Source organism: Chryseobacterium sp. IHB B 17019, assembly GCF_001456155.1.
Taxonomy (GTDB): domain Bacteria; phylum Bacteroidota; class Bacteroidia; order Flavobacteriales; family Weeksellaceae; genus Chryseobacterium.
Genome location: NZ_CP013293.1, coordinates 1,050,655 through 1,071,726, shown reverse-complemented (window position 1 = coordinate 1,071,726; position 21,072 = coordinate 1,050,655). Strand labels below are relative to the sequence as shown.

The following is a 21,072-nucleotide window of genomic DNA, read 5'->3' as shown; positions in this document are numbered from 1 at the left end:
TTAAAACTTGTAATATTCTTTATAATAATTAAGATAATCCTGCTTTCTGAAGATCTTTGATCTAGATTCTACCTTCTGAATATTTTTGATTATTTTATCGTAATCTTCATTCACATTGTAGTAAAAATCATCAGTATATAATTTATTGAAGCGTCTTGCGCCTCCAAAATATGTTTTCCCGTCAATCACAGTCTTATCAAGCGCCAAAAGTAATGAATCTTTTTTAAGATTGTATCCATAATATTGATCATTGATATAATAATCCTGATGCGCAATATTAATCAGTCCCCGAACTTTATTCACTTCAAACGCAGAATCGAATAATAATTTTTTATTCTGATCGAAAACTTTAATGGAATTTTTTCCTTTATCCAAATCCACAGAAACCGTCTGTCCGCCGGCAATAGTACCTTCTGAACCGTTATTAATTTTATAGTAATAGGTATTCGGAGTAGGATTATCTACTACGTAAGAGTTCTTTTTCGCTAAAAAAAGAAAGTAAACCCCAAAGGCCACGATAAACGCCGCAACTGCAATAAGTAAGCCTTTTAAGGACGGATTGTTTTTCATAGATTGTAAAGTACAATTTTTGCAAATTTAATAATATTTTTAATTCTTCGTTATTAATATTAATTATTAACTTTGCGTCTTTAAAAAAAATCAAATAAACGAATGCCGAATACGATCATTATTGGTTCTGGATCTTATCTTCCTAATAGAATTATTGGGAGAGACTTTTTCTTGGATTCAGAGTTTTATTCAGAAGACGGAGTAAAGATTGACAAGCCTGCTGAAGAAACTATTGCAAAATTTGTAGAAATTACGGAAATAGAAAACAGAAGGTTCATTGATGAAAATCTTTCCAACTCTCAGATCGGTTACGAAGCTGCGAAAATTGCCATTGCAGACGCGAAAATAGATCAGGAAGAGCTAGATTATATTATTTACGCAAGTAATTTCGGAGAAGTTACCGTAAACGGATACGCTGATTTTATGCCGACAATGGCAGCGAGAGTGAAAAATAAATTAGGCATCAAAAACAGGAAATGTGTAACCTACGATATGCTTTTCGGATGCCCGGGATGGGTGGAAGGAATGATTTTGGCGGATAATCTTATTAAAGCTAAAGTTGCTAAAACCATCTTGGTAATCGGTGCAGAAACATTAAGCAGGGTAACAGATCCGCATGACAGAAACAGGATGATCTTTGCAGACGGTGCAGGTGCTGTTGTTGTAAAGGCAACCGACGAAGAAAATGTAGGAATCATCGCTCACAACACAATTTGCGACAATGGTATTGAGCTAAACTACCTTGCCAACGGTCCTTCTATCAATAAAGATGCTGACCAAACCCGTTTATTTGTAAGAATGCAGGGAAGAAAAATCTATGAATATGCTCTTAAAAATGTTCCTATAGCTATTAAAGAAACCATTGAGAGCGCAGGATTATCCATTGAAGATATCAACAAAATTTTAATTCACCAGGCCAATGCCAAGATGGATTATGCAATGATCGAAAGACTTCACAAATTATACGACATAAAAGATTACGACCATTCGATCTCTCCGATGACCATTCAGGATTTCGGGAATTCATCTGTGGCAACCATTCCTACGATGTATGATTTAATAATTAAAGGAAAAATGGAGGGTCAAACGTTTAAAGAAAAAGGTAACATTGTGATGACTTCGGTAGGTGCCGGAATGAATATCAATGCTATCGTGTATAGATTTCCTTAAAACTATTTAATTAACAAAAAATATTAAAAGCACAGGGATACATCTTTGTGCTTTTTTTAAACCTGATTATGCAAAGAAATTTTTTAATTATTGCCGCCCTTTTTCTTCTTTTAGAAGTGTATATTTATCAGGCAATAAGAACATTAACGGATAATTCCTGGATAAAAGCCGGCTATTGGGTAATCACATTGGCTGTGTATGGGCTTTTCGCCTATGAAATCACACACTTCAACAGAGCAGACAGAAGTACGGTAAGAATGCAGATCATGATATCCGTATTTTTAGTTTTTATCCTTCCTAAAATTTTCATCGTTTTATTTTTATTAATTGATGATATTTTCAGGACCGGGGGGTATCTTGTAGGATTAGCACGTCCTACTGAAAACTTTTTCCCGGAAAGAAGAAAATTTTTAAGTTTAATGGGATTAGGCTTAGGAGGTGTGCTTTCGGCTTTATTTATTGATGGAATTACCTTCGGAAAATACCGCCATAAAGTAAGAAAGGTAAAAGTAAAGTTATCCAATCTTCCCAAAAGCTTCCAAGGATATAAGATTATCCAAATTTCAGATGTCCACAGCGGAAGTTTTTCAGATCCAAGCAGACTGGAACATGCCATCACCCTGATTAATGAACAAAATCCGGATTTGGTCCTGTTTACAGGAGATATGGTGAATAATGTTGCAGATGAATTCAAACCGTTCATCCCTTTATTTTCAAAAATAAAAGCTAAGGACGGCAAATTTGCGGTTCTTGGGAACCACGATTACGGAGACTACGTCAACTGGACTTCACTGGATGCCAAAAAACAAAACCTTGAAGCTTTAATCAGTTATGAAAAGCAGGCCGGATTTGATATGCTTCGCAACGAAAATAGAATCATTGAGAAAAACGGTGAAAAACTATACATTTTAGGCGTTGAAAACTGGGGATTAAAACCTTTTCCACAATTCGGGAAATTGGATGATGCTTTAAAAGACGTACCGGAATCTGCAACAAAAATCTTAATGAGCCATGACCCAACCCATTTCGATTATGTGGTAAAAAAACACCCCGGAAACGTTCATTTAACGCTTTCAGGGCATACACACGGCATGCAGTTTGGTTTGGATTTGAAAAACATAAAATGGTCTCCCGTACAATATAAATATCCAAAATGGGCAGATTTGTACGAAAGCGAAGGGAAAATGTTATATGTAAACAGAGGATTTGGAGTTTTGGGCTATCCGGGAAGAGTTGGAGTTTTGCCTGAAATTACGCTTTTTGAATTGGCTTAATTTATTTATTTTAGCAGAATGAAAGACACTGGCGAGAGACATATATTAAATAATAATTTTAAAAATAAATCTGAATTATACCTTCATTTAATGCATATTGCTACTTATGAATATGCTAAAAACCTGGTCAAAAATAAAAAAGTTTTAGACTTTGGGTGTGGTTCCGGATATGGTACGCATATTTTATCAGAAAATGCAGAAAGTATAGTTGGCGTCGATATAAGTAATGAAGCTGTTGATTATGCAAAAAATGAATACAATTCTCCTAACTTAAGTTTCATGACAATATCTGAACTTGAAAATGAAAAGTTTGATATTATAACTTCTTTCCAAGTTATAGAACATGTTCCCAATGATAATGAATATGTAGCTAAATTAAACAAAATGTTGAAGCCCGGCGGAACTTTAATCATTTCAACTCCGGATAAAAAACACAGACTTTTCAAATACATCCAACAACCTTGGAATATTTTTCATCTCAAAGAATATACTTCTGAAAGTTTAAGGAAACTTCTTGTAAAACATTTTAAGAAAGTAGAGATTTTGAAAATAGGGTCAGATTCAGATTTGGTCTTGGAGGAAATTAAAAGAACAAAAAAGCAAAGAATAATTGTGCTTCCTGCAACATTATTCATTTTTCCTTACTTTTTAAGAGTTTTCCTTTTAAAACTTCAGAATAACATATTTGATTTTATAAAAAAGGCCAAACTCAACAATCAGCAAAATACTTCACAAAATCATATTGCAACAAATGATTTTACATCAAAATATTCTTATGAAGATATTCTATTTAAAAAGGATATGTTATATTCTACAGATTTATTGGCAATTTGTAGAAATGAAGAATAAGAATCAAAAAATATAATCTTTCATACGGGAAGTAGCAAGTTCTTTCTCGTTGATAAAAGTAAGGAGGGCATCTAGTTTGTCCTCCATTTTTTTGCCCGAAGAATACCTCCTGTAAAATGGGACATCGAATTTATAGGTACTGAAATCCGTGAACTGCCAAGAATTTAAATAAATCAAAACAAATTCATCATTTTTCAAAGTTTCAAAAACCATATTCTGATAATATTTCATCGGCAGGATCTGGAACACAAAATCATTATAAGGCAATTGGCTGTAAGGAGAGATGCTTTCCGGGACAATGCTTAATCCTTCTTCTTCGGTGATCTCCGTATCCCTTTTCAGGCGCTTGAACGGAAAAAGAATATCGGAGTTATCAATATTGGAGACATAATTAAATTCTAAAAGCTTTAAGTTTTCCTGTGGCAGTTTGAAATCTTTCTGGCGAATTCCACGAATCTGTTTTTCTAAAAAATCCTGAGCAATTTTCTTTGCTTCTTCAATTTCCTGAAGACTGGAGTTTTTATTATAAAAAGCAATTTCATGCCCTTTGGATGAAATTGCTTTTATTAAATTTTGAAGTTTTTGAACAAGAGAAACCTCTATAAAAAAACTTGCTTTAACATCATGAATATCTAAAATCCTGAGAATTGCTTTTGTATTATCCTCTGAAATTTTCAACCTTTCATCATCGGAAATCTGAATGCCATTTTTGGGTTCAGCATCAATATTTACAATGTTAAAAGTCAATAATACCATTTAAATTAAATTTTAGATAAAAATTATAATTACTTATTAATCAGATGTTAAAATGTATTTCAATTAAACTAAAAATTGAAGTAAATTAATTTTTACCTAATTTAATTTTAAGATTCTTAATCATATCTTTTGTCATCTCAGAAATACCAAAATCGTAAGACAGTCCCCAGTCTTTTTTCGCAACAGAATCATCAATTGATGCCGGCCAGGAATCTGCAATGGCCTGTCGGAAATCCGGTTTATAATCAATCTCAAAACCTGGAATTTCTTTCTTAATTTCTTCTGCCAATTCTTTTGGAGTGAAAGACATTCCACCCAAATTGTAAGACGAACGAACCGTTAAACTTTCCTTCGGAGCATCCATTAATTTCAATGTTGCATTGATCGCATCATCCATATACAGCATTGGCATTCCTGTATTTTCAGAAATAAAACTTGTATATTTTCCTTCTTCAATAGCTTCATAGAAAATCTCAACTGCGTAATCCGTAGTTCCACCTCCGGCAGGAGTTTTCCAAGAAATCAATCCCGGATACCTGATACTTCTTACATCTACCCCATGCTTGTCGAAATAATATTCACACCATTTTTCACCCGCCATTTTAGAAATTCCGTATACAGTTGTAGGATTTAAAACTACATCCTGTCCCACATTTTCTTTAGGAATCCCTTTTCCGAAAACGGCGATAGAACTTGGCCAGAAGATCTTTTTAATAATACCTTCTTTGGCCATTTCACAAAAATGAAGAAGCGGCTCAAGGTTCAGCTTCCAGGCAAAAACCGGTTGCTTTTCTGAAGTTCCTGATAACAATGATGCCAAATGGTAAACAGTAGTGATGTCATAATCTTTGATGACCTGTCTTACCAATTGAGTATTGGTAACGTCCATTCTTTCGTAGTATCCGGCAGAAGTGATGTCTTTTTGCCATCTGTCCAGCCCTGAAGCTACTACGTTTTCCGCTCCGTGAATTTCAACTAGCCTGTTGGTAAGTTCGGTGCCTATTTGTCCCAAAGCACCGGTAATTAGTATTTTCTCCGTATAGGATTCCATTTTTAATTTTTTAGATTGAATCTTACAAAAGTAAAAAAATCATGCTTATCATAATAAAAAAAGGTGCGTAAAAACACACCTTTTCAACATTTTCAAAATTATTTAAAAACTAAGATTAAGTCTTGCAAAAAGAAATCTCCCGTTCATCCCGAATTGCGAGGTATTTCTGGAATATACAAATTGGTTCTGGTTTGAAAGATCAATGTTAGAATTCACATAAGTAAGGTTTCCAGATCCATCTAAAGCAGGCGTTTTTACATTAGTCGGTCCATAATTTTTATCAGGATAAATATCAAAAAGATTATTTGCTCCTACCGTAAGCTTAAATGCTTTACTGAATTTATATCCAATGGAAAGATCGGTAATAATTTTGGCTCCCCAAATTGGATGTTCCGTTGCGACAGCCTGTCCGTTGATAATTTCTCCGCTCACAATTCCATCGCCATTTACATCCATTGTGTTTGGATCTGTTACTTTTCCAAAAAATACATTTCTTAGCAAAAGACTGAATTTATTGATTTCCAACGTATTATTTAAAGATACTTTAAATCTTGGAATAGCTTCTTCAAGATAAACACGGCTTGCCTCAGAATAATAATTGCTGATCTGACCGGCATTAGCTAAAATTTCCGAACCGTGAATATCCCCTATCCTGTTCGTTTTTGAAACTGTCACTGCCAGATCAGAATTCAATGAAACTTTTTCTGAGAATTTTCCTCTGTGTGAAACCACACCTTCTATCCCTTTAGTCTGAGTATCAATAGCATTAGCAAAAAATGTAGCTGCATTGGCACCTGCCGCATCGAATAATGACTGCAGATTATGGTTCGGACTGCCTTCAGGATATGTTCCATCAGGTCTTAAAAACTGATCCGTCAGAACCACCCTGTCTTTAATTTTAATATAATAGCCATCCACCGTGAAAGTAAGATTTGCTTTAGGAATTTTTGCGGTAAAACCTGCTGAAAAACTCATCGATTCTTCTTGTTTAAGTTTAGGAATCCCTAATTCTCCTGTTATCTTAGAATCATTGGAGAAAGTCCCTACCTCATAAGGAACTCCGCCCACGAATTGTGTTGCAGTAGCATTGTAATAAATCTGCTGTAAAGACGGAGCCCTGAAACCCGTAGAATGTGCCGCCCTGATATTGATCTGATTGGTAAGCTTATATCTTGTAGCAATTTTATAATTAAATGTAGACCCAAAATCAGAATAATTTTCAAATCTTACAGCTCCGCTCAACATCCATTTGTCTGTAACATCAAGCTCTGTATCTATATAAGCTGCAACCGAGTTCCTGCCTTTATTTAAAGCATTTACAGGCCTAAAACCCGGGAAAACCTGAGAACCTCCGGGTCTTGTGTTACCAAAAAAATCGGTAGGTTTTGATAAGGGACCCGTATTCTGGTTTTGGATATTTCCATTAATATCATACAAAGCCCAGGATGCCTCTTCCCCACTTTCTATTTTATATTTTTCGAATCTTGCTTCTGCTCCAAAAGCCATATTGAAACCTTTAAGCCAGTCGAATTTAGTATCAAAATCTGCATTGATTGTATTTTGCGTAAATCCTAAGCCACCTGCATCAAACTCCCTTCTACTCGGATAAGGCATCGAGGCATTGGCTGTATTTTTAATGGTATAATCAAAAGTATTTCTTCCGAAAGTATTGCTGATATCATAATTTATACTTCCCATTTTGCCTTTAAAACCTCCGCCCAGCGACAGATCAATCACGTCTGAAGCTATTTCCGGCAGAAAACCGTTCGGATATAAAGAGGTTGAAGTCCTGTTTTGATTTGGTCTTCTATAAAAACCTGCAGCATTACCACTTCTATAAGATATTCCTCCGAATGCATAGCCTCTCACAGCTGAAGAAAGGTCGAATTCAGAATTAACGAAAAATTGTCCTGATCCCAACCTGGATTGTCCAATTCTCATATTAAAATCATCTCTTGTTAAACCTCTGTAAGCGAGCTCATTTTCAGTAACATCAGTATTTAAAACCGACTGTAAAGCAGAAATAGTATTGGCAGATTGAATACTTGCCTGCATAGACGGGCTGAAATAATTAACATCACCTGCATACTGATGGATATAATTGATAATCTGTTGAGTATTGGAAGTATTATTAATATTCCCAAAAAGCGAAGAAATATTTACGCCTTCTTCGAATGCACGCTGTTCAATGGCATTATAAGCATTAAAAATATTCCCGGTAGCAGCCATAGCCCTCCTTGTATCTTCCCTTTTCATAAGGCTTGCCGTCATATTGATAAAACCATTCTTACCAATTGCCGTTCCATAATTAAGATCCAGCTGATACTTTTCCCCATCCCAGCCTCCGTGATGGTCATTAGATCCTTTTGAATTGAATCCACCCGCCGTAATGGCTGCAGTAAAAGCATTCGTATTTTTTTTCATGATAACATTGATAACACCCGCGATAGCATCAGAGCCGTATTGAGCGGAAGCACCATCTCTTAAAACTTCAAGCCTTTCAATTGCAAATGCGGGAATTGCATTGAGATCAGTTCCTACAGAGCCTCTTCCCGGAGATCCGTTTGTATTGACAAGGGAGGAATTATGCCTTCTTTTACCATTAAGCAAAACCAAAACCTGATCCGGGCCAAGCCCTCTAAGCTGTGCAGGATCTATATGATCTGTTCCATCCGCAATGGTTGTAGAATTGGAAGTGAATGACGGAGCCGCATAATTCAAGATCTGGGTAAGATCAGTTTGCGGCGTCATTACAGATTGAGAACTGATATTGATGACATCCACAGGGACCGGAGTATCGGTGGCTACTCTTGCTTTATTCCTAGAACCTACCGTGATTTTAACTTCTTCAACTGAAGTGACTTTTAAAGAATCTTTTGTTTGTGCCGCTGCATTTGAAGAAGCCAAAAACAGCACACCTAAACAAATAATTTTCTGGTAATTATTTTTCATATATTTTTTCCCAAATGTAATTATTTATAGAAAACAAAATAATTTTAAATATAAATAAACACATATTTTACTAATAATAAATTAATATATTTAAATTTTTATTGTATATAAATTAATAATAAGTAAAAATTAACGATAAAACATCAAAATTAAAAACCTTTTTTCCTTTTTAAGTTTATCTTAAAAAAATATATACTTTTGCTCCATATCAAATCTTATGAAAAGAGTATTTTTTGTTACTTTACTTTTAGCTCAACAGCTTTTTTGGGCTCAATTTACCGACATTACTATTATAAAAGATGTCAAAGTAAAAAACAAAGGTGTTGTTGTTTCCGCTCATCCTCTGGCGAGTGAAGCGGGAGCCAAAATATTAAAAATGGGTGGAAATGCCTATGATGCAATTGTTGCGACACAATATGCTTTAGCGGTAGTTTATCCCCAAGCCGGAAACATCGGCGGCGGCGGGTTTTTAGTTGGAGTAAAAAATACCGGAGAAAAATTTGCCATTGATTACCGGGAAACTGCTCCTCAAAAAGCAACACATGATATGTATGTTGATAAAAACGGAAAAGCCAATACCGATCTTTCTCAAAACGGAAGATTAGCGGTAGGAGTTCCGGGAAGTGTAGCCGGTTTTTTTGCTACCTTAAAATACTGCAAACTTCCTATGGATCAATTGATTCAGCCAGCAATAGATCTTGCTGAGAAAGGTTTTGCTCTTACCGACAAAGAGGCTGATCTTTTAAATTCAAATAAAGAATATTTTCAGAAACATAATCAGTCTCCCATAGTTTTTGTAAAAGCCGGTTCGTGGAAAGCCGGTGATATTCTAATTCAGAAAGAATTGGGTGAAACTTTAAAATTAATTCAGAAAAATGGTTTAAAAGGATTTTATGAACGAAAAACTGCCCAACTTATCGTTTCTGAAATGAAAAAGGGGAATGGAATTATCAGTTTAGAAGATTTAAAAAATTATAAAGTCGCAGAAAGAAAAGCATTAGAGTTTAATTATAAAGGAAATAATGTTGTTTCTATGCCCTTGCCTTCAAGTGGCGGAATATTGCTAGCCCAGATGCTGAAAATGGCAGGCTATGAAAACTTAGAAAAATACCAACAAAATTCCACACAGGCAGTTCAGATTATGGTGGAGGCCGAAAGAAGAGCTTTTGCCGACAGAGCCGAATACATGGGCGATCCGGATTTTATTAAGGATAAAACTTCTTATCTGATTTCCGATGAATATCTAAAAAACAGATGGAAAAGTTTTAGCTTTAATAAAGCAACTCCAAGTTCTGAGGTTGGAAAAATCATTAAGCAACCCAAAGAATCAACACAAACTACCCACATTTCTGTTGTTGACAAAGACGGGAATGCAGCCGCGGTCACCACTACATTGAACGGTTTGTATGGCAGTAAAGTTGTCGTTTCCGGAGCAGGATTTTTCTTAAATAACGAAATGGATGATTTCTCTGTAAAGCCCGGCGTTCCCAATATGTTTGGGGCAGTTGGCGGAGAAGCAAATTCTATACAGCCTAATAAAAGAATGCTTTCATCAATGACACCAACCATTGTTCTCAAAAACGGAAAGCCGTATATGGTAGTGGGAACTCCGGGAGGAACAACAATTCCGACTTCTGTTTATCAGTCAATAGTAAATGTTGTTGATTTTAAATTAGATGCTAATATTTCTGTAAATTCACCTAAATTCCATCATCAATGGCTTCCTGAAACAGTTGCTTTTGAAAAGAATTTTCCGGAAACTACCATTAAAGATTTAGAAAAGCTTGGCTACAAAGCCGAAAACTGGAATCAGATCGGCAGAACGGAAATGATTTTAATTGATGATAATGGGAATACTCATGCTGTTGCAGATGGTCGTGGTGATGATTCTGTGGCAGTAGAGTGATTCTTGATTTTAAAATAGAGATATGTGTCATCCTGAGCGAAGCCGAAGCATCTCAATACAATATTTAAATTAGTTTCGGGTGGCGGGCTTTCAGCCCGCCACCCGAAACTTTCCCTGACATTATCATATTTTTCAATCAATTTTCTTAATTTTCGCTTCTTAAATCAAAGACAATTTGAAAACTAAAAAAATATATCAGCAACTTTATTTTCAGGTTATTATTGCCATTATTGCAGGAATTCTTTTAGGGAGATTCTATCCTGAGCTGGGTGAGAAGATGAAACCTCTGGGAGACGGGTTTATAAAATTGGTAAAAATGATCATTGCTCCGGTGATTTTCATAACGCTGACGCTAGGAATTGCACACATGACTGACCTTAAAAAAGTTGGGAGAATCGCTATAAAAGCGATGATTTATTTTTTCACTTTTTCAACTTTGGCTTTAATAATCGGATTAATTGTAGGTAATATTTTACAACCCGGACACGGATTAAACATTGATCCGGCCACACTTTCCGGGGACGTTTCACAATATCAGCAGAAAGCCCACGAATCTACACTGACAGGCTTTATCATGAATATTATTCCTGAAACATTATTCAGTCCATTAGTGGGAGAAAATATTCTGCAGGTGCTTTTAGTGGCTATTTTAATGGGAATCGCTTTGGTTCTGACTAAAGAAAAAAGCCAGAAAGTAACAGATTTCCTACAAGATCTCTCGACGCCTGTGTTTAAAATCGTTCACATGCTGATGAAACTTGCACCCATCGGAGCTTTTGGAGCTATGGCTTTTACAATTGGGAAATACGGGCTTCATTCTGTCTTAAATCTGATTTTCTTAGTCGGTACTTTTTATGTCACTTCTGCCCTGTTTGTAGTTTTGATTTTAGGAGCCGTTGCCTGGTATAATGGATTCAGCATCTTCAAGCTTATGTACTTTCTTAAAGAAGAACTTTTATTGGTTTTAGGAACCAGCTCTTCAGAATCTGCCCTTCCGGGAATTATGGAAAAGCTCGAAAAGGCAGGTTGTTCAAGGGCAATTGTCGGTTTGGTTGTTCCTACCGGCTACTCATTCAATCTTGACGGAACAAATATTTATATGACCTTAGCCTCGCTATTCATTGCCCAGGCTTTGAATATTCACCTTCCTATTGAAAAGCAGATTATCTTACTTTTAGTTGCCATGTTGAGCTCCAAAGGTGCCGCAGGAGTAACTGGCGCGGGTTTTGTGACGCTGGCCGCCACTCTCGCCGTTGTTCCCGAAATTCCTATTGCCGGGATGACCTTAATTTTAGGAATTGATAAGTTTATGAGCGAATGCCGTGCCCTGACAAACGTAATTGGAAATTCGGTGGCGACTGTTGTTGTAGCCAACTGGGAAAAGCAATTGGATAAAAAACAGCTGCATTACTGCCTGAATCACCCCAATGAGATTGAGAAAAAACTGGAAGTTTAATGTTATAATCAGTAGTGTTTTACAGACAAAACCCTAGCCCTGATTGCAGTGAAAATCCTTTTTTGAAAAAAAAGATTGTAATGGAAAGCAGGAAATAGCTCCAAAAAAAAATATAAGTGGTTGGTAATGAGTAATATTTGTTACTTCATCATTACATCCTTGCAATGACTTTAAACTAAAATATTTAAGCTTGCGGGCTGTACTTTTACATGAACCGGGGATTTTATTTTGTTGAATTCTCCATCAAGATGCCAATTTTTTGTGTTGACTTTGAATTCAATTTCAGAAACGGGAAGATATGTGACATAATTATCATCCTTCAGTTTTTTGGTGAACATCCTGAAAGCAAAAAGCGCAGAGTACGTGAACGGAAATTTTTTCACCAAAACCATATCAACCAAACCATCACTTTTACTGGCATTTGGGGCAATATAGGCTTTGTTTCCGAATTGACGGGTATTGGCAATGTTTACCATCAGATATTTCCCGTTATATTCTTTATACTTTTCATCAAAAAATTTAACCTTAATCGGCTTATAACTGAAAAATGTTTTTAAAGAAACTTTAATATAGTTTTTAAATCCGCGAGTAGTTTTTTCGAATTCTTTGACAACTTTTCCGTCAAATCCCGTCCCTGAAACGTTAATTGAAAGCCTACCGTTAACAGTAAAAGTATCAATTTTCCTGAATTTTTTTACTTCAATTTTTTGAAGTAATTCATCAAGATTTTTACTGAATTGTGTTTCATTAGAAAACCCGTTTCCGGAACCCGCGGGAAAAATTGCAAGTATCTTATCTGTATGAATAAGATTCCTCGCAATAGTGGAAATTGTTCCGTCTCCACCAATTGCCACGAAAATATCTACATCATTAAAATGTTTCTGAATAAAATCGTCCGTTCCAGGAATAGATTCCGAAATATAATACATGGGATTTTCAACCTTGGTTTTCAATTCATTAAGAAACGGCTGATAATTCTTTTTTGCTGAAAAAGGATTAATGATGAAAGCTACTTTTTCCATTGTTACAAAAATAAAAAATGCTTCCTGAATCAGAAGCATTAATGTTATTTAATTTTCATTCTTTCTTTAAAAACAGGATTGAGTTCTCCCTTCAAATCATCCCACGAAACCGGGATTACAATATCACCCATCGGATAACCGGGCATAAAAACATCCAGATTGTAATGGAAATAAAGGTTTTTATGATCAAAATAAAAGTTATTATTAGGAGAAATTTTCTTTACTGTAAGATCAGAAAATTTGATTTTTTTCTCATTTTTATCAAAGTTTTTCTGTAAAATCTGAGATAGTTTTTCCTTTGATATAGAAGTAATATCGCTCAATTGCAGCTTTGTATTGTTTTTAATATCAAAAACTTTGTCAATAAAATCAATTGTTCCAAGGGTCTTACCATTAATGCTTTTTTTAGAATATTGAATATGCAGATAATCATTTTCAAAAGATTTCGCCGACATATTTGATGAATATTCCCAGGTCTGCTTATAATGAATATCCGATTTTTTACTGCTTTCTTTGATAAGCTTGTAATATGAAACCGTCTCTTTTTCAAAGAAATCTGTCAGTCCTTTTTTAGAAAAATCAGCAATTCCTTTTTTATCAAAATAAATACTGTCAAGAAGCTTTTTATCTTTCAAATCCGGGAAAACCAATAATTTTGACGAATAATTCAATGTAACGGAATCGAAAACCTTTTCGGAATCATTCAATGAAATTGAATCAACAGCAAAACTTTCAGAATTTTCTTTTTGATCTGTATGGTGAGGATTTTCTTTTTTGCTACACGCAAAAGAGACCAAAATCAAGGTTGAGAATAATGTTGTTTTAATGTAGTGTGTCATTTGTGAATACATCCTGCCATTCAAACAAAAAGCATTCCATCCAACAGCAATAATACCATTTAGGAAATAACAATAAATACATGCATTAAAACAACATTAACCATACTTTTATTTTGCATTAATAACAATTACGAGTTATTGATTTTACCTCAAGAATTTTAACCATAATTGTCATAAAGTAAAATATTAAATTAAGTATTTTTTTTAATTATTTAATGTTCATTCTCGTCTGGAAATCAGGTTTCAACTTCCCTTTCAGCTCTTCCCACGAAACAGGAATTGTGATATCTCCCGCTGCAAAAGCCGTGATTTCATAAGGACTGTAATGGAAATAAAGGTTTTTGTCATCAAAATAAAAATTTCCCGTCGCAGGAATGACATCCACTAAAAGCATTTCAGAATTGTTCACTTTTCCTTTATCATCCATCGTTCCTGAGTTTATTTTATTGATATTTTTCATCAATATTTTTTGCAGTTCGTTTTTGGATATTGAGGTAATATCCTCCAGCTCAACTTTTCGATTATTCTTCAGATCAAAAACTCTTTCTGAAAAACCGTAATTGTCATGCGCTCCGCCTTCATACGATCCCCAACCATATTCTATATGGAGATAATCATTGGTATTGGATTTAAGATTCATGCTGCTGTCCGAATACCATTTTTGAGCAAATGTCAAATCTGAAATCCAGTCTTTTGAATCTTTTTTAACATTATTAAAATATTCGTTTTTATTTTTATCAACCAAAGCCTGAATCCCTTTTTTAGAAAAATCCTGAATATTTTTATTGGTAAAATAAATACTGTCGAGTAATTTTTTGTCTTTAATCTCAGGGAAAACCAGCATTTTAGAGCTGAATTTTAACGTCAAAGAATCATTAAGCTTAATAGAATCACTTACTTTTACGGAGTCAACCGTAAATTTTGCCGCTGAGGGAGCTTCCGTTTTATCGGTATTGGTATTGACATTTTCAGACTTTTTACAAGCCGAAATTGCTAATAATGAGGAAAATGCTAAAAGAGCAATTGTATTTTTCATAATTCTGATTTTCATTCTTATATGCAAAAACCATTCAATTAATGAATGGTTTTGAAAATTATTTAAAAATTTATAATTCTGTGATGTCTTACAATGTCTTTTTAATTAGGCTGATAACCTGATTTTCCTGCTTTGAAGCAACATCCCAAATTTGTTTGAAAGCCGGATAATATTCCTTCGGATAATCCGGGCTCGTGATTTTTGTAGTGGAAGTTACCTCCAGCTTATTTCCTTTCTGCTCTGCGATATAGCTGTATTCGATCTCTTTATCATCGGTAACGATTTTTTTGTTTTTCGGCATTTCCTCGATTACATAACCTGCGGGAATCTCCAAAACAATCTTTTTAACTCTGGTGACAGGCGAGGTAAATTCAATCATGAACCTTCTTTGTTCCGTCTGGTCAAATTCATTAGAGTTTTTATTTAAGAACAACATCGGGTTGATGATCATCTTTTTCCCGATTTTATCAATCATATTATCTGATGAGAACTTCATTGTGCTTTCAAAATCACCATTTTCAAGAACTTTAGAATCGATATTTGTAAAGTCGATTGAAAAATTTTCTTTGTATTGTTTTTTGTATTTCTCGGCATTGTCATCATAATTTTCTTTGGCAAACATGGCGTAAGTTCCTGTATCCTTATCAGAATAACTCCCTGAAATACTTCCGTCATCATTGATTTTTGCATCTGCCGTAAGATACGTGAAACTTGTTTTTGCATTGGTCATTGAAAGCTGCTGAACTTTTTCCTTAGCCATCAAAATACCGAACTGGTTCCAGTCTCTCGGAGGCAGCTGATCCATTGATGATTGCTTTGCAGTCGCGTCATACAAGTGGAATCCATCTTTTGTCTGGATTGCAGCAATAACAAAATTCATGTTTGAGATATTCGGAGAGGCAAGATTGATCATTCCGTTGCTTACCGTAGAAATTACAAGCGGATCAGCCTTAATTCCCGCTTCACGCAACAGCATTACCAGGAAAAGATTCATTTCGGCAGCATTTCCCGTTTTTGTTTCAAGCATTTTCTTAATCCCGTCTTCTATATAAACTCCCCTGTCTTTATTCCAGGTGAAGGTGTTTTTAACATAATTAAAAATGGCATCCGCTTTTTCGGCTTCGTTTGAAATTCCGGAAATATTAGCAGGCAAGTTTTCTTTTGCCAGTTTTGTTTTCTTCAATTCTCCCCCGAAATCTTCATTTTCATACAATCTTTGCTTAATCTGTTCCCAAGATGAAGAATACAGTTTAAGTTCTCTGAAATTCGTTGAATGTAGTTCTGCGCTTATTTTTGTTCTATAGTTTCTGTCATTATTAACAAATTTTTCAGTTTTAAAGCCCTTCACATTTTCATAACCAAATCTGTACGTTTTATAGTTCATCCCATACATCATCCTCTCTTCAATTTCCCTGTATTTCGGACTTAGAGAACCTGTGTAATTGACGTTGTACGCAATATTCGACGGCGTATCCAAAACATATTCCGTATATAAGGACGGAGTATCTGTTTCAATTAAAATTTCAGGAATAATAAATAAAAACGGTGAATTAATTTCATACTGATACTCAATAACAGACCCGTTTTTCACATTCGGAAAAGCGAATTTTGTGATCGAGACATATTTACTTTCCTTGCTTTTATATTTTGAACTTTTATCTACTTTTGTAGCAAGCGTAGCTCCATTTTCCAAGTTATACGTGAAGGCCTTCATCTTAGATAACGTTTCCTGCTCACTTCCACTACCCTGGTAAAGAGGGATCTCAAGATTCAACCAGTCTTCAGCTTTATCTTTATCATAAATTTTAATTCTGTAAAAAGCTTCTTTTACCAAGTTTCCCGTAGTATTATCAATACTGAAATGTAAAGATTTATATAAAATTTCTGCAGGTGCATTTTCATCTAAAGCTGATTTTTGCTTTGATAAATCTGCTTCATTAAACTTCGGGGGTTCAAGAAATTTATGCTTTTGAGCTTCAATAAAAATAAAATTCATTGAGCAAATTGCAATTAAAATAATTTTCTTCATGCTTAGATTTTAGAAATTAAAATTTTGGAGTTGTCGATGTTAATAGTTTTCTTTCTGAAATTGATATAATCGTTGTATTTCTCCTTTGAATAAAGACCTTTGTTGATTCTGATGGTTCTGCTTACCTTTAATTCTTCCCCATTTTTTACAAAGCTTAATTTGTAAGTTCCGAACTCGGAATTGATATTAACATTATCAGGAAGTTCCTCAATCTTATAATTTTTAGGAATTGCAAAATTGATTTCGAATTCATCTTCATAAGACTGTCTCAATTCAAATGGTAATTCTCTGTTTTCTTCAGTTTTGTAAACATTATCTGAATAAATAGGAACCGCCCTAAAAATTATACTACTTCCTGCGTTTTTTGAGTAATTATTTACTTTAAAATCAAGATCATATTTTGTAACGGCATTATCTTTATCATTAAGGAAATTTTTCATTTCAACTTTTTCGAAATGCAAAGTACCGAGGAAGCTTTTCATGGCTTCATTTCTTTCTTTAGGAGATAAATTGATCAAGGCCATACTGTTGTCGTACTGGCTTCCCGTGTAAGAAAAATTGCCTTCTCCCTGAATGCTGTTATCTTCGTTAAGTTTAATTTTAAGAATTTGTTTTTCCTTATTTTGTTCGGCCGGATAGTTTGGAGTATCAATCAATTCAATCCCGTTTTTCCTGATGGACAGAACGTTTCTATCTGTTGTGCTGTAACTTAAATGATTATAAGCAATCTGTTGGGATGTATTTTCCAGCCAGATATTTCCTTTTTCTGTCGGAATCATTAAAATAACGTGATTTCCGCCCATTTTAGGAAAATCCTTATCAAACGAAACCGGCGAAATCCCGGAATTGATAACCGAATAATATGAAGGAATCCCCGCTTCATCAAGCAAAGTTTTCATGTAATTGGTAAGACCTTTACAATCTCCGTATCCTTTTTTCTGAACCTCATCCGGAAGCATCGGCTGCCAACCGCCAATTCCCAATGCCACAAAGATATACCTTGTTTTTGCCTGCATGTGCTGATACAGCTTTTTGACCTTTTCTTCGGTTGTTCCCTGTAAGTTTAATGCCGCAACTTCCGCTTTGATTGCAGGTGTGGAAACTGAAACCGGTTGTAAAATGCTGTTGTAATACCAAGCTCCGAAATCGCTCCAGTTGTTTATGCTGCCCTGCTTTCCTTCCAGATTGAATTTTGTTAAGGCAAAACTTACTTTTGGTAAAATTTTTACAGGCTGAGGCAATAAAACAGCATCATCAATTGCAGGAACATTTTTATAAGTGTAAATTTTCTCTCCATTCCCATCACTCTCTATAACCGAGGTATAATTGTACTTTGAAGGATAGGTTTTTGTTTTAAGCTCGATTCCAGATTTGTTGAGGATTTTCATCTGAGCTTCTTCCAAGGAAACATTCGTGGAATTAAACGGGACAAAATCCGGCAGGAAAACCGTGTTTTCATCACCGATCTGGTAAGAAAACTCAACAGTATAAGGATATTGTGTCGGTGTGTAAGACAACGCCATTACTCTGTTGTCAGAATAAAAAGTACCCTGGTTATTATTGGCAAAATCTCCGAAATCAGACTTTGAATATGATTTTATTTTTTTCCCCGCTTCATCATAGATATTGACTTTTACATCCGAAATACTATTTCCTTTTTCATAAGGAATGTATATCAATGCCTTAGAATCTCCATCTTTGTTCAGTACTGTGGTTACCGTGTAAAGCTGGTATTTTATATCATCAATTTTATTGATCTGGATTGTTGTAACATCCTTTCTTACAACAGCATCCGCGTTTTTCTTCAAATCTTCAGGAATCGCAGAAGCCGGAAAGGTTTGAGAGTAATAAAAAGAAGCCATCGAAAGTGCTCCAATACAAAGTATTTTCATCATGGTTATTAAAATTGAGCAAAAGTACTGAAATCTTAATAAATGTTAAAATTAATTTTTATTATTTTTAATTTAAACAAAAAAAAGACTCCATTTCTGAAGTCTTTTTAATTTTATAATTAAGTTTTAATTATGCATCAATTTTCGCATATTTTGCATTCTTCTCGATAAATTCCCTTCTTGGAGGAACCTCATCTCCCATCAACATTGAGAAAACACTGTCTGCTTCCACCGCATTGTCAATAGTTACCTGCTTTAAGATTCTGTGTTCAGGATTAAGAGTAGTTTCCCAAAGCTGCTCAGGGTTCATCTCTCCAAGACCTTTATAACGCTGAACCTCAACACCTTTTCCATCAGGAGACATCTCTAAAGTAAACTCTTCACGCTCTTTTTCGTTATAGGCGTAAACCTTTTTGTTTCCTTTTTTCAATAAATATAAAGGTGGCTGAGCGATATAAATATATCCGTTCTCAATCAGTTCTTTCATAAATCTAAAGAAGAAAGTAAGAATAAGAGTAGAAATGTGAGAACCATCAATATCGGCATCGGTCATGATTACGATCTTATGGTATCTTAACTTCGCCATATTCAATGCTTTGCTGTCCTCCTCTGTTCCTACAGTAACACCAAGAGCTGTATAGATATTCTTGATTTCTTCGTTATCATATACTTTATGAAGCATAGATTTTTCAACGTTCAGGATTTTACCTCTCAACGGAAGGATCGCCTGGAAAAATCTGTCACGACCTTGTTTTGCCGTTCCACCTGCCGAATCTCCCTCTACTAAGAATAATTCAGATTCTGCCGGATCTTTTGATGAACAGTCAGATAATTTTCCCGGAAGTCCGGAACCTCCCATCGGGGATTTTCTCTGAACCATTTCACGGGCTTTTTTCGCTGCCTGTCTTGCTTTTGCCGCTAAAACAACTTTCTGAACAATAATTTTTGCTTCATTAGGATTTTCTTCCAGGAAGTTTGTAAGCATTTCACCTACAATTTTATCCACAGCACCTGAAACTTCGGAGTTTCCTAATTTCGTTTTTGTCTGTCCTTCAAACTGAGGTTCCATTACTTTCACGGAAATTACGGCAGTTAATCCTTCACGGAAATCGTCTCCTGTAATTTCTACTTTTTCCTTTGCCGGAATACCAAGATCATCCGCATATTTTTTCAAAGTTCTCGTCAAAGCACGTCTGAAACCTGCTAAGTGAGTACCTCCTTCGTGAGTATTGATATTATTAACGTAAGAGTGAAGATTTTCACTGAATGACGTATTATAACGCATAGCAACTTCTACAGGAATATCATCTTTTTCCGCTTCCATGAAAATTACACTTTCCATAATGGATTCCCTGCTTCCATCGATAAACTCTACGAATTCCTTTAGACCACCTTCAGAGTGGAAAACTTCAGTTTTGAAAGTACCATCTTCCAACCTTTCTCTTTCGTCGGTAAGTGTGATGGTAATTCCTTTATTAAGATAAGAAAGCTCTCTTAAACGGGTTGCCAACGTATCGTAATTGTAAACTAATTCTGTAAAAATAGTATCATCCGGCTGGAAAAACTGTTTAGTTCCTCTTTTATCACTGTGCCCGATTTCTTCAACCTGAGTTTGTGCTTTTCCTTTGGAATATATCTGCTGATAAACGTTTCCGTCTCTGTAAACGGTTGTCACCATTTCATTGGAAAGCGCATTCACACACGATACCCCAACTCCGTGAAGACCTCCGGAAACCTTATAAGAATCTTTGTCGAACTTACCACCGGCCCCGATTTTGGTCATTACAACCTCAAGAGCAGATTTTTGTTCTTTTTCGTGGAAATCTACCGGAATACCCCTACCGTTATCGCTAACTTCGATTCCGTTTCCTTCTTTAATAGCAACGAAGATCGTATCGCAGTATCCTGCCAACGCTTCATCAATAGAGTTATCTACTACTTCATAAACCAAATGATGGAGACCTCTCAATCCCACATCACCAATGTACATTGAAGGACGCATACGAACGTGCTCCATCCCTTCCAATGCCTGAATACTACTAGCTGTATACTGTTTTTGACTCATATAATTTTTTAGAATTTAAGAGTAAAAGAATGAAGAACAGAAACTATTTATGTCATCATCTTTATCTTTTCTCTATCATCTTTTCCCCATTAAAAAGACTCACAAATATCGTGATTTTTTTTGAGGTATGAAAGTTAAAATATGTCAAAAAATACTTGACTTTTCCACACAGAAATCAAAATATTGCTTTTCAAAAAATATCAAA

Annotated in this window: 15 protein-coding genes; 5 read left to right on the top strand and 10 right to left on the bottom strand. The window is 35.1% G+C overall.

Going from position 1 to position 21,072, the window contains the following annotated elements; translation table 11 throughout:
- A complete protein-coding gene (locus ATE47_RS04890; protein WP_062160905.1) occupies positions 1-570 on the bottom strand; it encodes a hypothetical protein in 570 nt (189 codons plus the stop codon).
- Positions 571-672: 102 nt separating this feature from the next.
- On the opposite strand from ATE47_RS04890, the gene ATE47_RS04885 reads away from it, so the two are divergent.
- From ATE47_RS04885 to ATE47_RS04875, 3 genes are all read left to right on the top strand, one after another.
- Complete coding sequence (locus tag ATE47_RS04885; RefSeq protein ID WP_062160904.1) at positions 673-1,740, top strand: 3-oxoacyl-ACP synthase III family protein; 1,068 nt, start codon at positions 673-675, stop codon at positions 1,738-1,740.
- A gap of 68 nt (positions 1,741-1,808) precedes the next feature.
- A complete protein-coding gene (locus ATE47_RS04880; protein WP_062160903.1) occupies positions 1,809-3,014 on the top strand; it encodes a metallophosphoesterase in 1,206 nt (401 codons plus the stop codon).
- A gap of 18 nt (positions 3,015-3,032) precedes the next feature.
- Positions 3,033-3,863: a class I SAM-dependent methyltransferase gene (locus tag ATE47_RS04875; RefSeq protein ID WP_062160902.1), complete on the top strand. Its 831-nt coding sequence runs from the start codon at positions 3,033-3,035 to the stop codon at positions 3,861-3,863.
- 3 nt (positions 3,864-3,866) lie between these two features.
- Here the strand turns inward: ATE47_RS04875 and ATE47_RS04870 are convergent, their stop codons facing one another.
- The 3 genes from ATE47_RS04870 to ATE47_RS04860 form a co-directional block, all read right to left on the bottom strand.
- Complete coding sequence (locus ATE47_RS04870; protein ID WP_062160901.1) at positions 3,867-4,619, bottom strand: polysaccharide deacetylase family protein; 753 nt, start codon at positions 4,617-4,619, stop codon at positions 3,867-3,869.
- Between the two features lie 85 nt (positions 4,620-4,704).
- Complete coding sequence (locus ATE47_RS04865) at positions 4,705-5,670, bottom strand: NAD-dependent epimerase/dehydratase family protein (RefSeq protein ID WP_062160900.1); 966 nt, start codon at positions 5,668-5,670, stop codon at positions 4,705-4,707.
- A gap of 102 nt (positions 5,671-5,772) precedes the next feature.
- Positions 5,773-8,622, bottom strand: a complete 2,850-nt coding sequence (locus ATE47_RS04860) for a TonB-dependent receptor plug domain-containing protein (RefSeq protein WP_062160899.1) — start codon at positions 8,620-8,622, stop codon at positions 5,773-5,775.
- 217 nt (positions 8,623-8,839) lie between these two features.
- On the opposite strand from ATE47_RS04860, the gene ggt reads away from it, so the two are divergent.
- Positions 8,840-10,528, top strand: a complete 1,689-nt coding sequence (gene ggt, locus ATE47_RS04855) for a gamma-glutamyltransferase (protein ID WP_062160898.1) — start codon at positions 8,840-8,842, stop codon at positions 10,526-10,528.
- A 175-nt stretch (positions 10,529-10,703) separates the two neighbouring features.
- Positions 10,704-11,984, top strand: a complete 1,281-nt coding sequence (locus tag ATE47_RS04850; RefSeq protein ID WP_062160897.1) for a dicarboxylate/amino acid:cation symporter — start codon at positions 10,704-10,706, stop codon at positions 11,982-11,984.
- A 170-nt stretch (positions 11,985-12,154) separates the two neighbouring features.
- Here the strand turns inward: ATE47_RS04850 and ATE47_RS04845 are convergent, their stop codons facing one another.
- The 6 genes from ATE47_RS04845 to gyrB form a co-directional block, all read right to left on the bottom strand.
- On the bottom strand, positions 12,155-13,045 hold the full coding sequence (locus ATE47_RS04845) for a diacylglycerol/lipid kinase family protein (RefSeq protein WP_409013825.1): 891 nt from the start codon (positions 13,043-13,045) through the stop codon (positions 12,155-12,157).
- Positions 13,046-13,050: 5 nt separating this feature from the next.
- The gene (locus ATE47_RS04840; protein ID WP_062160896.1) at positions 13,051-13,845 is read right to left on the bottom strand and encodes an RsiV family protein; all 795 of its coding nucleotides are present in this window, start codon (positions 13,843-13,845) and stop codon (positions 13,051-13,053) included.
- 208 nt (positions 13,846-14,053) lie between these two features.
- Entirely contained in the window at positions 14,054-14,881 is an 828-nt protein-coding gene (locus ATE47_RS04835; protein ID WP_062163449.1) for an RsiV family protein, read from the bottom strand.
- An 88-nt stretch (positions 14,882-14,969) separates the two neighbouring features.
- Positions 14,970-16,910 (bottom strand): transglutaminase-like domain-containing protein, encoded by a 1,941-nt coding sequence (locus ATE47_RS04830; RefSeq protein ID WP_062160895.1) that lies wholly within the window; start codon positions 16,908-16,910, stop codon positions 14,970-14,972.
- Between the two features lie 2 nt (positions 16,911-16,912).
- A complete protein-coding gene (locus ATE47_RS04825) occupies positions 16,913-18,805 on the bottom strand; it encodes a DUF3857 domain-containing protein (protein ID WP_062160894.1) in 1,893 nt (630 codons plus the stop codon).
- A gap of 127 nt (positions 18,806-18,932) precedes the next feature.
- Positions 18,933-20,867 carry a DNA topoisomerase (ATP-hydrolyzing) subunit B gene (gene gyrB / locus ATE47_RS04820; RefSeq protein WP_062160893.1) on the bottom strand — a complete coding sequence of 645 codons (1,935 nt, stop codon included), beginning with the start codon at positions 20,865-20,867 and terminating at the stop codon, positions 18,933-18,935.
- Positions 20,868-21,072: the final 205 nt, after the last annotated feature.